Origin of the sequence: Nereida sp. MMG025 (assembly GCF_021654165.1) — a bacterium.
In the GTDB taxonomy this organism is placed as follows: Bacteria; Pseudomonadota; Alphaproteobacteria; order Rhodobacterales; family Rhodobacteraceae; genus Nereida.
Map to the genome: position 1 here is coordinate 26443 of NZ_JAKFZN010000009.1, position 14368 is coordinate 40810.

The 14368-nt window shown below is 55.6% G+C and carries 14 protein-coding genes and 1 tRNA gene; 7 read left to right on the forward strand and 8 right to left on the reverse strand.

Annotated elements, in window-relative coordinates; translation table 11 throughout:
- Positions 1-22 precede the first annotated feature (22 nt).
- The 5 genes from L1065_RS14335 to L1065_RS14355 all read right to left on the reverse strand — a co-directional run bounded on the left by L1065_RS14335 (position 23) and on the right by L1065_RS14355 (position 3951).
- Positions 23-904: a hypothetical protein gene (locus tag L1065_RS14335; RefSeq protein WP_237096196.1), complete on the reverse strand. Its 882-nt coding sequence runs from the start codon at positions 902-904 to the stop codon at positions 23-25.
- A gap of 13 nt (positions 905-917) precedes the next feature.
- Positions 918-992, reverse strand: a tRNA-Trp gene (locus tag L1065_RS14340).
- A 64-nt stretch (positions 993-1056) separates the two neighbouring features.
- Positions 1057-2004 carry a hypothetical protein gene (locus tag L1065_RS14345; protein WP_237096197.1) on the reverse strand — a complete coding sequence of 316 codons (948 nt, stop codon included), beginning with the start codon at positions 2002-2004 and terminating at the stop codon, positions 1057-1059.
- Positions 2005-2128: 124 nt separating this feature from the next.
- The gene (gene tuf / locus L1065_RS14350; RefSeq protein ID WP_237096183.1) at positions 2129-3304 is read right to left on the reverse strand and encodes an elongation factor Tu; all 1176 of its coding nucleotides are present in this window, start codon (positions 3302-3304) and stop codon (positions 2129-2131) included.
- Between the two features lie 116 nt (positions 3305-3420).
- On the reverse strand, positions 3421-3951 hold the full coding sequence (locus tag L1065_RS14355; RefSeq protein WP_237096198.1) for a hypothetical protein: 531 nt from the start codon (positions 3949-3951) through the stop codon (positions 3421-3423).
- Positions 3952-4041: 90 nt separating this feature from the next.
- Here L1065_RS14355 and L1065_RS14360 point away from each other — a divergent pair, with 90 nt between their 5' ends.
- Positions 4042-5415, forward strand: a complete 1374-nt coding sequence (locus L1065_RS14360; RefSeq protein WP_237096199.1) for a cytochrome P450 — start codon at positions 4042-4044, stop codon at positions 5413-5415.
- Here L1065_RS14360 and L1065_RS14365 read toward each other — a convergent pair.
- From L1065_RS14365 to parC, 3 genes are all read right to left on the reverse strand, one after another.
- Positions 5412-6536 carry a M48 family metallopeptidase gene (locus tag L1065_RS14365; protein WP_237096200.1) on the reverse strand — a complete coding sequence of 375 codons (1125 nt, stop codon included), beginning with the start codon at positions 6534-6536 and terminating at the stop codon, positions 5412-5414. The genes L1065_RS14360 and L1065_RS14365 overlap by 4 nt on opposite strands.
- On the reverse strand, positions 6537-7763 hold the full coding sequence (locus L1065_RS14370; RefSeq protein WP_237096201.1) for a YjgN family protein: 1227 nt from the start codon (positions 7761-7763) through the stop codon (positions 6537-6539).
- 97 nt (positions 7764-7860) lie between these two features.
- On the reverse strand, positions 7861-10170 hold the full coding sequence (parC, locus tag L1065_RS14375) for a DNA topoisomerase IV subunit A (protein WP_237096202.1): 2310 nt from the start codon (positions 10168-10170) through the stop codon (positions 7861-7863).
- Positions 10171-10331: 161 nt separating this feature from the next.
- Here parC and L1065_RS14380 point away from each other — a divergent pair, with 161 nt between their 5' ends.
- The 6 genes from L1065_RS14380 (at position 10332) to L1065_RS14405 (ending at position 14338) form a co-directional block, all read left to right on the forward strand.
- Positions 10332-10793: an SH3 domain-containing protein gene (locus L1065_RS14380; RefSeq protein WP_237096203.1), complete on the forward strand. Its 462-nt coding sequence runs from the start codon at positions 10332-10334 to the stop codon at positions 10791-10793.
- Positions 10794-10833: 40 nt separating this feature from the next.
- Positions 10834-11658, forward strand: a complete 825-nt coding sequence (locus L1065_RS14385) for an SDR family NAD(P)-dependent oxidoreductase (protein ID WP_237096204.1) — start codon at positions 10834-10836, stop codon at positions 11656-11658.
- A 63-nt stretch (positions 11659-11721) separates the two neighbouring features.
- Positions 11722-11931: a twin transmembrane helix small protein gene (locus L1065_RS14390; RefSeq protein WP_237096205.1), complete on the forward strand. Its 210-nt coding sequence runs from the start codon at positions 11722-11724 to the stop codon at positions 11929-11931.
- A gap of 3 nt (positions 11932-11934) precedes the next feature.
- The gene (locus tag L1065_RS14395) at positions 11935-12507 is read left to right on the forward strand and encodes a cob(I)yrinic acid a,c-diamide adenosyltransferase (RefSeq protein WP_237096206.1); all 573 of its coding nucleotides are present in this window, start codon (positions 11935-11937) and stop codon (positions 12505-12507) included.
- Between the two features lie 143 nt (positions 12508-12650).
- A complete protein-coding gene (locus tag L1065_RS14400; protein ID WP_237096207.1) occupies positions 12651-13409 on the forward strand; it encodes an electron transfer flavoprotein subunit beta/FixA family protein in 759 nt (252 codons plus the stop codon).
- Positions 13409-14338, forward strand: a complete 930-nt coding sequence (locus tag L1065_RS14405) for an electron transfer flavoprotein subunit alpha/FixB family protein (RefSeq protein WP_237096208.1) — start codon at positions 13409-13411, stop codon at positions 14336-14338. The genes L1065_RS14400 and L1065_RS14405 overlap by 1 nt, the downstream gene beginning before the upstream one ends.
- Positions 14339-14368 lie beyond the last annotated feature (30 nt).

The following is a 14368-nucleotide window of genomic DNA, read 5'->3' on the forward strand; positions in this document are numbered from 1 at the left end:
ATACGTGGGTGCGCGGCGTTTTTCAAGCCTTGAGCACCTCAACCTTCGACATTGCTGCGATGGTTTCCATATCTGCCTCATACCGCTGGCGCGACGCCCTAAGCTCGGCTGGCAACCACGGATCATACTTGGGATAGTCCTGACCTGTCGGAAACTGCTGGCGTGCGGCTTCGGCTATGGGGCGGCGCGGTATCTTGTGTTTGCGTCGGTTTTCGCCCGGGTCTTTGGCCTGATGTGCCATCAAGACGTCTACAGCTTTGGCCGATAAGCCAACGTGCGGCGTTCCGGTTTTCTTTGGCGCGATCGGAATATCTACGCCAACCAATTCCCGCACAATGTGTCGCGTCAGATCACCATACTCTTCGTAGCGCCACACCACGATCCGCTCGACCGCGTCAAGATGATGAATGCGACTGATCAGATCAGGCCAGCCACAAACATCATAACTGGACAACCCAATGAATTCGTCGAACGACGTGAAGAACCCACCAAGCAGGGCCTGCGTATAAAGCGAGCGAAAAAACGAAGCATAGTCACGCACAGAAATCGCAACGGTCATTTTTTGAGAGGGGTTCAAAAATGCAAGTGAGCGCAAGTGCCAGTGCCCGCGCGCATAAAGCTGGCGTGCTTTTTTCGTGCTCATTTGATGCGGCATCCGAAGGATGTTTTCTTCGGAAATCAGCAGGCGTCGCCGCCCTTGCGCAAGCTGTGCGATTGCGTCTGCGGGGTCACCTGTCTCTAGTTGCAGGTGATCGGCGATGTCCTGACCATTTTGCCTGATCTGTTTGGGATCCAGATAGCTAACGCCCGCGTCGTTCAGCTTGCCCTCGAACCGTCGCAGCATCGCCTGCAAATGCGTCGTCGCAGTTTTGTGGACGCCTGCGTGAATGACCAACTCTGTCATGAAGATACTTGCCTGGCAGGGGCGGAGGGGATCGAACCCCCGGCCGTCGGTTTTGGAAACCGATGCTCTACCGCTGAGCTACACCCCTGCAGGCAAGCCTTCGAATAAGACAGGGCGCGGTTAAGATCAAGACAGCATTTCACGTCTTTGGCCTACTTTGCTTTATGCGGTTCATCAACTTTGCGCTGCTCGGCCAAAACAGCATCGCGAAACCCTTCGTTGTGCAACACATCGGCGGGCCGTGCGGCATGTTCTTCGTAAAATGCGATCAACTCTTCAACAGTATCGAAATCAGAAAAGTCCCGCAGCAATTCATCCGCCAGCCATTTGATGGAAAGGCCAAGCAATGTTTCGGATTTTTGATAGTGATAGCACACCACATTCCGCAAGGCTTGCGGTTTGATTGGCCCCGCCTTGTTCCAAATCACATCGATCATATTCATCTTCAGGCATGCCCGATGGATCGCGACAGGAAGGCTGATTTGATCAAGCGTTGGATAGATGCGCTTGGCCAGACGCTTTTCTTCAATCCGCAGGGCGGTATCGCGCCAGACACCTCCAAAATCGGGGTCGGCATAGGCGGTAAATCCAGCCGACATACTGGGCGATACATAAGATCCGCTTGGACGTGCCAAACGCAGCCGTGGCAGATCCATATCAACCGATGCATAGGCCGCGCGCCATTCATCCACCGATTTGCCCCACATCCAGTCGCCCGTCGGACGGCCGCTGACTGTGCCTTTGCGCACTGTGTCACCCAGAAACGCAGGGCGCAGCATGAACATATCGGTGTCGAAAAGAATGGTGGCAGGCGCAGGGCGCGAGGCCGCGCAAGCATACAGCTTGTTGCCCTGCGGATAAGGCACTTCGAATTCGGGGTGGATGGGATCAAGCTGGATGCCGTGGCGCTGGAAGAAGGCCAAAGTATCGGGATGCAACTGATCAATCAGATGCCCGCGGCAATAGGCATGAATCGCGATATCGTCCAGTGCAAAGGCCATGAGTGATGACGCCAGCAAGACGGCAGGCCATTCATAGTGACCGGGCTCTACCATGAACACACAGGCGATATCGGCTTTTTTCGGATCGATTAAGGTCATGACTGCTCCGCTTTGACAAAAGGCTAGCAAACAATCGCGGCAAAATCATGAAAAAAGGCCGCTTCTTTGGGAAGCGGCCTTTGGGTGTTTGTGGTGTCCGTCTCTATGCGGGGCGGGTGTGATCTTAGGCGATCACTTTGGCAACAACGCCCGCGCCAACGGTGCGGCCGCCTTCGCGGATCGCAAAGCGCAGGCCGTCTTCCATCGCAATCGGTGCGATCAGCTCGACGTTGAACTTCAGGTTGTCGCCCGGCATCACCATTTCCGTGCCTGCTGGCAGCTCAACTGTGCCTGTCACGTCCGTTGTACGGAAGTAGAACTGGGGGCGGTAGTTGGCAAAGAATGGCGTGTGACGGCCACCTTCTTCTTTGGTCAGGATATACGCTTCTGCTTCGAACTTGGTGTGCGGTGCAACCGAACCCGGCTTACACAGCACCTGACCACGCTCAACGCCTTCACGGTCAACACCGCGCAAAAGCGCACCGATGTTGTCGCCAGCTTCGCCCGAGTCCAGCAGCTTGCGGAACATCTCGACGCCTGTGCAGGTCGTTTTTGTTGTGTCGCGGATACCAACGATTTCAATCTCGTCGCCCACGTTGATCACGCCACGCTCAACACGGCCTGTCACAACTGTACCACGGCCCGAGATCGAGAACACGTCTTCGATCGGCATCAGGAACGGCTGGTCAACAGCACGTGCTGGTGTCGGGATGTAGCTGTCAACAGCTTCCATCAGCTCGGCAATTTTCTCTTTGCCGATGTTGTCGTCGCGGTCTTCCAGAGCGGCCAGAGCCGAACCCGCGATGATCGGAATATCGTCGCCCGGGTATTCATAGCTGGACAGCAGCTCGCGGATTTCCATTTCGACCAGCTCCAGAAGCTCTGGATCGTCGACCTGGTCAACTTTGTTCATGAACACAACCATGTACGGAATGCCAACCTGACGGCCAAGCAGGATGTGCTCGCGGGTCTGGGGCATCGGGCCGTCGGCTGCGTTCACAACCAAGATTGCGCCGTCCATCTGCGCCGCACCTGTGATCATGTTCTTGACGTAGTCAGCATGGCCGGGGCAATCGACGTGCGCGTAGTGGCGTGTCTCTGTCTCGTACTCAACGTGCGCGGTCGAAATGGTGATCCCGCGGGCCTTCTCTTCGGGCGCGCCATCAATCTCGTCATACGCTTTGAAGTCGCCAAATTGCTTCGTGATCGCAGCCGTCAACGTCGTCTTACCATGGTCAACGTGACCAATCGTGCCGATGTTTACGTGCGGTTTACTACGTTCAAACTTTTCCTTAGCCATATCCAGCTGCCTTCAGTCTCTGAGGGGCCGCTTCATTCGCGTGCCGGCCCGATTTCCAACGGGGCGCACATAAGGTGGATTCTGACAGAAATCAAGCCGATTGGTCGCAGTCTGACTTAATCAAACCACGCTGCGTTTTCGATCAGGTATTCTTCAATCTTGCGCGCAGCATTTCGGGAAAGATTCTCCATCTGTTGCTCGCGGCTTTGGGTCAGCCCCGAACCGATGACTGTTTCGCCGGACAAACGCTCCAGCACGACGATCTGTTCGGGTTCTTCATTGATCTTGGCACCTTTGGCATTGTCCCAAACATTCACCGAAATGATCACCGTTGATTTGGGCGACAACACAAGCGGAACGCCAGGTGCGGCCAGAATAAATGCATCCACACTGATCCCAAGGTGAAACAGGTTTTCGCCTTCATAACGCCCGATACGATCATCAATGGCGGATTTGAGCGAGGTTTCCCATTCCTCGACCGTGGCATCGCGCGACAATGGGCCTTTTTGCATGTTGCGCGCCACGACGATGTTATGGCCCAAATCAAACTTGGCCAATGCCGTTGAGGGCGGTGCAATCGTGTTTGGTTTTTCACCGCAAGCGGACAGGCCAGACAACACGATAAGAAGTATAAAAACGGTGCGCATATCGCTCCCCTAGCCCAACCCAAAGCCCGCTGCAATGGACGGGCGCAAAATCACGCATATGTTAAAGGCAACCTTGATGGAGTGTTTTCGATGACAAACCGTTACCCTGTGCGCTGCAAACTTGTGACAGAACCGATCGGAATTTGGCAAACGCTGCAAACCGCGCGGCGCAACCTGATCGAGATCATTCCCGATATCGCGACCAAACAACCAATTGTGTCGGGCAAAACCGCAATCGTGCGCTGGCATATGGTGATGGACCCGGACGCGCTGCGCCGTGTGTTGAAAGAAGAGGTCGACAACTATCCCAAATCCGACGTGACGAAAAACATCCTCGAGCCTGCCATCGGCGACAGTCTGTTCATCGCAGAAGGCGCGCATTGGCGCTGGCAACGCCGCGCGGCGACCCCCGTTTTCACGCACCGCAATATCGCCAATCTCGCCCCTGTGATGAGCATGGCAGCGGACCGGTCCGTTGAGCGGATCGCGGCAAATGCAGGTCGCGCCTTGGATATGTTTGAAGAAATGGTGGCGACCACCTTCGATGTGATTTCGGATGTCACCTTTTCGGGCGACAACGATTTTGACAGCGACGCGGTGCACCGCGCCATCGACGGCTACATTGCCCAGACAGCCAAGGTCTCTTTGTTTGATATTGTGGGCGTGCCAACATGGGTGCCGCGCCTGAACCGTATCGGGTCCAGTGGCCCGATGAAGGAAATGCGCCAAGTCGCGGATGGTGCGATTGAACGACGGCGCGAAACAGGGCCAAGCGATGTGCCTGATCTGCTCGATTTGCTGCTTGAAGGCGAGGACCCAAAGACCAAACGCCAGATGAATACGGCCGAGCTTCGTGATAACCTTCTCACCTTCATCGTGGCGGGTCATGAAACAACGGCGCTGACTTTGGCGTGGGCACTCTATCTGTGTGCCTTCGACCCCGAAGTGCAAGACAAAGCCCGCGCCGAGGCGCAATCGGTTCTGGATGGGCGCACAGCAACGGCCGAGGACGTTCCTAATCTCAAATATATCCGCCAGATTGTGGATGAGGCCCTGCGGCTCTATCCGCCTGCGGCTTTCCTGAGCCGCACCGCACAAAAAGATGACAGGCTGGTGGACCGCGAAATCCGTGCAGGCGATACGGTCACGATGCCCATCTATGCGCTTCACCGCAACGCATTGCTGTGGGACGATCCCGATGCATTCAACCCCGATCGCTTTGCCGATCCCAAGGCGATTAACCGCTTTGCCTATCTGCCGTTTGGAGATGGCCCACGCATTTGCATCGGGGCCAGCTTTGCATTGCAAGAAGCGGTGATCATTCTGGCAACCTTGCTGGCACGCTTTCGGTTCAGCAGTGTAAAGGGCCGCAACCCAACGCCCGAGCTGATTTTGACACTACGCCCAAGCGGCGGTGTCTGGCTTGAAATCGAGGATCTTCTGGGCGCGCAAAAAGCGGCCTAGTCTGCACAAATGGCCCGCAAATCCTGCCACTGATCATCGGTCAGAACACGTGCATAGGTCGCATCCTGATCAACACGGTCACGCGCGCGCTCGGCGCGACGCGCACTTGCAGGGTGCGAGCTGACAAGTTCCAATGCGCCATGCACATCGCCGTGTTCTTCGATCAAACGGTCAAAAAAAGTCGCAAAGGCTTCTGGCGGCAGGTTCGCACTTTCCATCATATCAAGCGCAAACACATCGGCATCCGCTTCGGCGGCGCGGGTGTGGCTTGCGTTCAAAACCTGCTCGGCTGCACCCGCAATCACAAGACCGCCTGTGGCATCCCCAAGCACAAGCGACAATATCCCCGCCGATCCCGCTGCGCGCAGGGCAAGGCGCATGGGATCACGGTTGGCAACATGGCCTAACTCATGGGCCAACACACCAGCCACTTCTTCGGGTGTTTCCGCCTCTTCCAACAAGCCCCGCATAAGGATGACCTGGCCACCCGGGACGGCGAATGCGTTGATCATTTCATGATCAACCACATTGATCGACAGATCATACGGGAATTCCATATCCCTGATCAGTGTTTGCGCCATGACATCAAGTGCGGCTGTCCCTTGCGGATTTTCGCAAACCCACGACGTGTCTTCTTCGCCGTCTTGCCCAAAAGTCAGCGCGCCTTCGATCTGGGCCAAAACGGTCTGGCCGATCCGTTGTTCCCGCTCTGGCGGGATAAGCACCGCAAGCTGGTTGGCCAGTGAGGGAATGATGACAAATATCATCAAAACAAGCGCGGCAACTGCCCCTGCCCCCCAAACCGCCATCTTTTTCACAGCAGGTCCAAGAGGCGCACGTTGGTGCAAGTCTTGCGCGATCAACGCGATGGTCTTTGCGTCATCAAGGCGATCGGGGGTCAGCCGGGCTTCGTCTGGATCCCCTTGCATGAAAAGCACCATATGCGCGCCATCTTGATGTTGGCGCAGATCAGACAAGGGCCACTCGGCAATCAAATGCCCCTCAACTGTTTCAATGCGCAAGGCACCCAAAGCGCGGCTGCTTGTGATCAAAACCGCCTGTTTGCCAGCCGTTTTTCCATCAAAAAACGATGCCCGCGCTTGGGTGACCTCTGCCATCATCTAGAACGCACCACCAACATCCAATGCATCGGCAAAGCCTTCTGCATCCGGCATATCGTCTTTGCTTCGCTGTTGAATGGCAGCAAGGTTTTCTGCGTTCAGAACAGATGTGTTTTCCACGATATGCCCATAGATCGGCTGTGTGATGAAGGCCATCGTTGCCGCTGCCCCGACTGCAAGCGCCAGCAGATACCCCAAAACGGCGATGACACCACTGAACCCAATGGCAATCATCGATCCACCGCTTTCCGCGATCATCGTGGCAAGGAAAACCACAACTCCTGCGGGGATGAAGGCCGCACCTGTAATCAGCGAGGCCAGAAGGGCACCAACGATATATTTGCCAATCACAAAACCTGTCATCGGCTCGGCATGGAAACGAAGGGCTTCATTATCCAAAGTCTTGTGGCGCGCCATAATCGCAAAGCTTTGCAAACGATAATGAACGATCCCCACGAGGAACCAGATATAGGCTACAATCCCGATCACGATGAATACGCCAGCATTTTGTTCAGGCGACATCCCCGAAACCGCAGCAATCACACCTGCCCCGGCAATCAGGGCAAATGGGATCAGAATATGGACAAAGGGTTTGTAAAGCATGGTCCAACGGCCGCCCTGCTGGAATTTGGCATCGCCATACCAGCTGCGGTCTGTTTTATATTTCTCCAGCTTGAAGGTGCCCAACGGCGCCAACAGACCAAGCGAAAGAATGGTGACAATCAGGTATCCGACCGCGCGCAGCATGTAACCAACGCTTGCCTGCTCGGCCCCGAAACGCAGACCCCGCCAGCGCGTGCGCGACAACATATAACGACGGGCGCGATACTGGGCGATGTAGATCAACGGAAGCAACGCCAATAGAACGATATAAGTCACCGCAATCTGCGCGATAATCTGTGCTTCTGTCGGCGTATCGGTGGCAAAAAGATCAAGCATATTGAACCCCGCAAAGGCCAGCGCCAGCTGCACGATCCCCAGATAGACTGCCAAAATCACAATCGCGATCAAAAATCCGATGAACTTTTCAACGCCCGTTCCTGTGTATTCCATCGGGTCGCCGCCCGGTTGCGTGGCGTTCCAGATATAGCGGCGGATGCGTGACTTGGCCCAAAAGCGATAGATGCCAAGTGTCAGGATTGTCAAAAACCCTGTCGTCAAAGCGAGCATGAAAATTGAACTGGTTTGGCCCGTGTAGCGGCCATGCAAAGTGCGATTGGGAAGCATCGTGATTTTTCCAAATTCCTTGTTTGAAAGCAGTCTAGTGACCATCAACTCGGCTGATAACCCTTATTTTGGCCCGAAATGTGGCCACTAGGGGAATTTACGTGAATTTATTGTCCCGCGGGAAGCCGCGTGGCGCCATGCGTCCTGCACTTGCGCGCTTGCCTGACCATTCGGCAAGCTGCGTTTCGGTGCGCGTGCGCCCGGCAGGATCCAGCCAACTCAGACCTTCGGCAATATCGAAGGTGGTTGCATCGGATAGCCCGCCATCTTTGTATTTTTGCAAACGCACACCTTTGCCGCGGCCCATCTCTGGCAATTCGTCGATTGGAAACACCAGAACCTTGCGGTTTTCACCAACAACCGCGACATGCGTGCCCGTCACGGGTTTGCAGATCGCGGCTTTCACAGGGTCTTTGACGTTGAGCACCTGCTTGCCACTGCGGGTCTGGGCGACCACATCTTTTTCGGCAACCACAAACCCGTCCCCCGCGGTAGAGGCGACCAACAGCTTGCGGTCGGGCGCATGGGTGAACAAAGACAGGATTTCCACATCTTGGGGCAAATCAACCATCAGACGGACAGGTTCTCCCATCCCTCTGCCCCCCGGGAGCGCACTGGCTTGCAGGGTGTAGAAGCGTCCGTTTGTGCCAAGCACCAACACTTTGTCCGTTGTCTCTGCATGGAAGATAAAACGGCCTTCATCCCCATCTTTGAACTTCAGCTCGCGGGTCAGATCGATATGGCCCGACATGGCCCTGATCCATCCCATTTTTGAGCAGACAACAGTAATCGGCTCACGTTCGATCATCGCCTCAAGCGGCACATCTTCAACTTCGCCAGCCTCGGCAAATGTTGTGCGGCGTGCACCAAATTCCGACTTGGCACCGAACGTCTTGCGCGTCTCGCGCAACTGGTCCGCAATGGCCGACCACTGGACATCTTCGTTTTCCAGCAAATCCTCAAGGCCTGCGCGTTCTTCCATCAAGGCATCACGCTCGCGGATCAATTCGATCTCTTCCAGTTTACGAAGCGACCGCAACCGCATGTTCAAAATGGCTTCAGCCTGCACCTCTGACAGCTCGGTGCCATTGTCACGCGATGGGCTGCGGTAGTCGCTCTCGTCCGTGGCGCGCACAAAATCCTGACCCCAGTCTTCGTGCATCAGGGCACCCTTGGGATCGTCATCATAGCGGATAATATCGATCACCCGATCAAGGTTGAGAAAGGCAATTATGAAGCCTTCCAACACCTCAAGACGGTGGTCGATTTTGTCCATGCGGTGTTGTGAGCGGCGTTGAAGCACATCGCGGCGATGGTCCAAAAACGCGCGCAAGACTTCCTTGAGGCTACAGACCTTGGGCGTCAAACCATCGATCAGCACGTTCATGTTCAGCGAAAAACGCACTTCCAGATCGGAATTGCGATAGAGCATGCCCATCAGAACATCCGCATCCACATTCTTTGACTTCGGCTCTAGCACGATGCGCACGTCGTCGGCGCTTTCGTCGCGCACGTCTGCCAAAATCGGAATTTTCTTCAGCTGGATCAATTCCGCCAGCTTTTCGATCAGCTTGGATTTTTGCACCTGATAGGGAATTTCGGTGACAACAATCTGCCACATCCCACGATCCAGTGGCTCGACCTCATATCTGCAACGCAGACGGAACCCGCCTTTGCCTGTGCGGTATGCCTCCAAAATAGTCTCACGCGGCTCAACGATAATGCCGCCCGTGGGAAAATCAGGGCCGGGCACATGTTCCAGCAGGGTCTCGTCACGTGCATTGGGGGCCTTGATCAGATGAAGGCACGCGCCAATCAGCTCTTCGATGTTATGGGGCGGAATATTGGTGGCCATGCCAACCGCAATCCCGCTGGAGCCATTTGCCAAAAGGTTCGGAAACGCAGCTGGCAGAACCACGGGTTCCGTCAGTGTGCCGTCATAGTTTTCCCGAAAATCAACGGCGTTTTCAGACAGACCTTCTAGCAAAGCCTCGGCGGCCGCGGTCATCCGTGCTTCGGTGTAGCGGCTGGCCGCCGGATTATCGCCATCGATATTTCCGAAATTGCCCTGCCCGTCCACAAGTGGATAGCGCACCGCAAAATCCTGCGCCAAACGGGCCATCGCATCATAGATCGCCGCATCGCCATGCGGGTGATAATTGCCCATCACGTCGCCACTGATTTTCGCAGATTTACGAAAGCCGCCGTTGCTGGCCAAACGCAATTCGCGCATGGCGTAAAGAATGCGGCGGTGAACGGGTTTCAGGCCATCACGCGCATCGGGCAGCGCACGGTGCATAATGGTGGACAGCGCATAGGTCAGGTAACGATCCCCAAGCGCAGTGCGCAAAGGTTCGGAGATGTTCAATTCATCATCCATGTTGGGATCGGTCACGTCATTGGCCATAGATGATGTGTATCCCCGACCCCCAAAAGGGTAAAGCACCATTGAGGACAAAAAATTCGGGAACTTCCCCTCACAGAATCGTGTTTTTATGTTATTGACAGAAATGTGACGCGGGTTTGCTGCGAAAATTTTACTGACACGTGCCTTGGGGGGCTGTGCCGATGTGGCGTTTAATTGTTGTGACCTTCGGGTTTCTTGGGTTTTCGTTCTATGAACTGAGCGGTGGTGATGAATTCGAAGCCCAAGCCTGGCCAGAACCCGCAAAGACAGTTCAGGTTACGCAAACGCAGCCTGAGCCTGAACCAACCCCCATTACACTGGCATCCGTTTCTACAAAAAACACGAACGAAGAAACATTAAGCCTGACACCCCTCGCCGAACCTGAAAAAGTTGAAGAGGTGGTCGCGACTCCTGAACCCGTAGTGGAACAAGACATTCGCAAAGTCACAGGCAACCGCGTGAATTTCCGCAATGGGCCTGGCACGACCTACGGGGTTGTTGGCAAACTGACAGGCGGCACCGAGACATTGGTTTTGCAAGAACCGGGCAACGGTTGGGTGAAAATCCGGACGCAGGACGGTAAGATCGGCTGGATCGCCGACTTCTTGCTGACCGCAGGCTAACCCATTGCATAGCGGCTGATTGCTTGGCATCAGCACAGATATGAAATCAATTTTGATCACTGGCTGCTCCAGCGGCATTGGATATGACGCAGCGCATGGGCTGCGCGCAGCAGGATGGCGCGTGTTTGCAAGCTGCAGGCAGGCTGACGATTGCGCACGCATGCTGATGGAAGGGTTTGAAAGCCCACGCATCGATTATGCGGACTCTAACACCATCGTCACGGGCTTGGCCGAAGTTCTGGAAGCCACAGGCGGCACAGTTGATGCGGTGTTCAACAACGGGGCCTTCGCCATCCCTGGCGCGGTCGAGGATCTGCCCCGCGACGCCCTGCGCTCGATCTTCGAGACAAACTTTTTCGGTGTGCATGAACTGACGACCCACGCCATCCGCGTCATGCGACAGCAAGGGCATGGGCGTATCATTAACAATTCATCCGTTCTGGGGCTGGTCCCGTTACGTTGGCGCGGGGCGTACAACAGCACCAAATTTGCGATGGAAGGTCTGACGGACACTTTGCGCGTCGAGATGCGTGATACGGATATCAAGATCATCACGATCGAACCTGGCCCCGTCACCAGCAAGATCCGCGAAAACTCGATCCCGCATTTTGAACGCTGGATTGATTGGGAAAACAGTGCCCGGTCCGAACAATACACCACACAGCTGCGCACACGGCTTTATGAAGACACGGGTCCAGATCGGTTTGAGTTGCCGGCAAGTGCCGTCACCAAAAAGCTACGCCATGCGCTGGAAAGCAAACGCCCCCGTCCGCGGTATTATGTGACCACCCCAACATATATCATGGGTGCATTGCGGCGCATTTTGCCGACACGCGCTTTGGATTGGGTGATTTCCAAGGCCTGAGGGGTCGCCTTTTGGGCGCACTGCCTTATCTGATCTAGCAACAAGAATACCAAAGGATATCCCATGTCTTCCGACCCTCTTTTCCTTGTCGCGGCTGTTGCGTGCCTGATCGTGCTCGGCATCCTTTTGTTTGGCATTGGTGGATTTGCAAAAGGTGGCGAATTCAACAAAAAACATGCCAACAAGGTCATGCGTTACCGCATCTATGCGCAATTTGTGGCGGTGGCATTGATTGTCGGTTGGGTCTTTTTACGTTCGCTCGGAGGGGAATGAGCAATGGTTGTTTTGAACAAGATTTACACAAAAACAGGTGATGCGGGCGAAACCGCCCTGGGCAACGGCGCACGCGTTGCCAAACACTCCATGCGCGTGACAGCCTATGGCACCGTTGATGAAGTCAACTCGATCGTCGGTCTGGCCCGCTTGCATGCGGACGGCGAGATCGACGCACAGCTTGCGATGATCCAGAACGATTTGTTTGATCTGGGTGCAGACCTGTGCCGGCCCGATATGGAAAAAGATGCCGATGCAGAATACCAGCCCCTGCGGGTAACGATGGCGCAGGTCGAACGGCTCGAATCCGAAATCGACGGAATGAATGATGCACTTGAACCCTTGCGCAGCTTTATTCTGCCCGGCGGCACCCCGCTGGCAGCCTATATGCACCAATGCCGCACGGTTTCGCGCCGCGCCGAGCGCTTGTCGGTTGAGCTGGCAACGATGGAAGCGATCAACCCTGCCGCGGTAAAATACCTCAATCGGCTGTCGGATTGGTTCTTCGTGGCCGGCCGCATTGCAAATAATGGCGGCAAAGATGATGTTCTTTGGGTGCCAGGGGCCAACCGCTAAGGCATGCGAAGCGAAACGCGGCGTCGCTAAGCCGATTTGTGTCGATTTTGCTCTGTTTTCCTTTGTGTCCCGTTGCTAGAACGCAATGGAAGATTATTGCGCGGTGAGTCTCGCGCCAGAGTTTCAACAGGAGAAATACGCCCATGAAGGTCCTTGTGCCCGTCAAACGCGTGATTGACTACAACGTGAAAGTTCGTGTGAAAGCGGATGGCAGCGGTGTCGATCTGGCAAATGTCAAAATGTCGATGAACCCTTTCGACGAAATCGCAGTCGAAGAAGCTATCCGCCTGAAAGAAGCTGGCAAGGCCGATGAGGTCGTCGCCGTTTCCATTGGCGTCAAGCAAAGTCAGGAAACGCTGCGCAACGCATTGGCCATGGGCGCAGACCGCGCCATTCTGGTGATTGCCGCTGATGACGTTCACACCGATATCGAACCCCTTGCCGTGGCAAAGATCCTTAAGGGCGTGATCGACGAAGAACAGCCCGGGCTGGTTCTGGCTGGCAAGCAAGCGATTGACAACGACATGAACGCAACAGGCCAGATGCTGTCGGCCCTTCTGGGCTGGTCGCAAGCGACCTTTGCTTCTGAGGTTGACGTTGACGGCGATCACGCCACCGTCACCCGCGAGGTGGATGGTGGTCTGCAAACCATCAAAGTGAAGATGCCTGCCATCGTCACAGTTGATTTGCGCCTGAACGAGCCGCGCTATGCGTCGCTTCCAAACATCATGAAGGCCAAGAAAAAGCCGCTGGATGAGAAAACCGCCGCCGACTACGGCGTCGACGTCAGCCCGCGCCTTGAAATCGTTGGCACAGCCGAGCCCGCAGAACGCGCGGCAGGCATCAAAGTTGGCTCGGTCGATGAGCTTGTCTCGAAACTCAAAGAAGCGGGGGCTGTATAATGGCTGTTCTTCTGATTGCTGAAGTTGCTGGTGGTGAACTGAACGTCGATGCGACGTCCAAGGCGCTGACAGCCGCAAAACAACTGGGCGATGTGACGATCCTTTGCGCATCTGCAGGGTGTAGCGGCGCAGCAGAGGCCGCCGCCAAGCTGGACGGCGTAAGCAAAGTGCTGTGCGCCGATGATGCCGCATATGGCCACGATCTGGCCGAACCTGTTGCGGACCTGATCGTATCGCTGGCTGGCGATTATGAACACATCGTTGCGCCGTCTACTGCGGCCTCCAAAAACATTCTGCCCCGCGTTGCGGCGCTGCTTGATGTGATGGTGATTTCCGAAGTGACCGCCGTGGTTGATGCCAACACGTTCGAGCGCCCGATTTACGCAGGCAACGCGATCCAGACCGTCAAATCGGGTGACGCCAAAAAAGTCGCCACGATCCGCACATCGACATTCGATGCGGCGGGTGATGGCGGTTCAGCCTCGGTTGAAAGCATCGGAGCTGCTGCAAACCCGGGCCTGTCGGAATGGGTCGAAGATAAGGTCGCAGAAAGCGACCGCCCCGAACTCACCTCGGCTGGCGTTGTTGTGTCTGGCGGGCGCGGTGTCGGATCGGAAGACGACTTCAAAATCATCGAAGCGCTTGCCGATACGCTTGGCGCCGCTGTGGGCGCATCCCGTGCCGCCGTGGACAGTGGCTACGCACCAAACGACTGGCAAGTTGGTCAGACAGGCAAGGTTGTCGCTCCTGATCTCTACGTGGCCGTTGGTATTTCAGGCGCGATCCAACACCTTGCAGGTATGAAAGACAGCAAGGTCATCGTTGCGATCAACAAAGACGAAGAAGCGCCGATTTTCCAAGTGGCCGACTACGGACTGGTAGCCGACCTCTTTGATGCTGTGCCCGAACTGACAGAAAAGCTCGGCTAAGGCAGACAACGTATTTCGTAAAAAGGCCCG

Bases quoted from the DNA above. Each gene is read 5' to 3' on its own strand.
- L1065_RS14335 (WP_237096196.1), bottom strand. From the start codon at position 904: ATGACAGAGTTGGTCATTCACGCAGGCGTCCACAAAACTGCGACGACG.
- L1065_RS14345 (WP_237096197.1), bottom strand. From the start codon at position 2,004: ATGACCTTAATCGATCCGAAAAAAGCCGATATCGCCTGTGTGTTCATG.
- tuf (WP_237096183.1), bottom strand. From the start codon at position 3,304: ATGGCTAAGGAAAAGTTTGAACGTAGTAAACCGCACGTAAACATCGGC.
- L1065_RS14355 (WP_237096198.1), bottom strand. From the start codon at position 3,951: ATGCGCACCGTTTTTATACTTCTTATCGTGTTGTCTGGCCTGTCCGCT.
- L1065_RS14360 (WP_237096199.1), top strand. From the start codon at position 4,042: ATGACAAACCGTTACCCTGTGCGCTGCAAACTTGTGACAGAACCGATC.
- L1065_RS14365 (WP_237096200.1), bottom strand. From the start codon at position 6,536: ATGATGGCAGAGGTCACCCAAGCGCGGGCATCGTTTTTTGATGGAAAA.
- L1065_RS14370 (WP_237096201.1), bottom strand. From the start codon at position 7,763: ATGCTTCCCAATCGCACTTTGCATGGCCGCTACACGGGCCAAACCAGT.
- parC (WP_237096202.1), bottom strand. From the start codon at position 10,170: ATGGCCAATGACGTGACCGATCCCAACATGGATGATGAATTGAACATC.
- L1065_RS14380 (WP_237096203.1), top strand. From the start codon at position 10,332: ATGTGGCGTTTAATTGTTGTGACCTTCGGGTTTCTTGGGTTTTCGTTC.
- L1065_RS14385 (WP_237096204.1), top strand. From the start codon at position 10,834: ATGAAATCAATTTTGATCACTGGCTGCTCCAGCGGCATTGGATATGAC.
- L1065_RS14390 (WP_237096205.1), top strand. From the start codon at position 11,722: ATGTCTTCCGACCCTCTTTTCCTTGTCGCGGCTGTTGCGTGCCTGATC.
- L1065_RS14395 (WP_237096206.1), top strand. From the start codon at position 11,935: ATGGTTGTTTTGAACAAGATTTACACAAAAACAGGTGATGCGGGCGAA.
- L1065_RS14400 (WP_237096207.1), top strand. From the start codon at position 12,651: ATGAAGGTCCTTGTGCCCGTCAAACGCGTGATTGACTACAACGTGAAA.
- L1065_RS14405 (WP_237096208.1), top strand. From the start codon at position 13,409: ATGGCTGTTCTTCTGATTGCTGAAGTTGCTGGTGGTGAACTGAACGTC.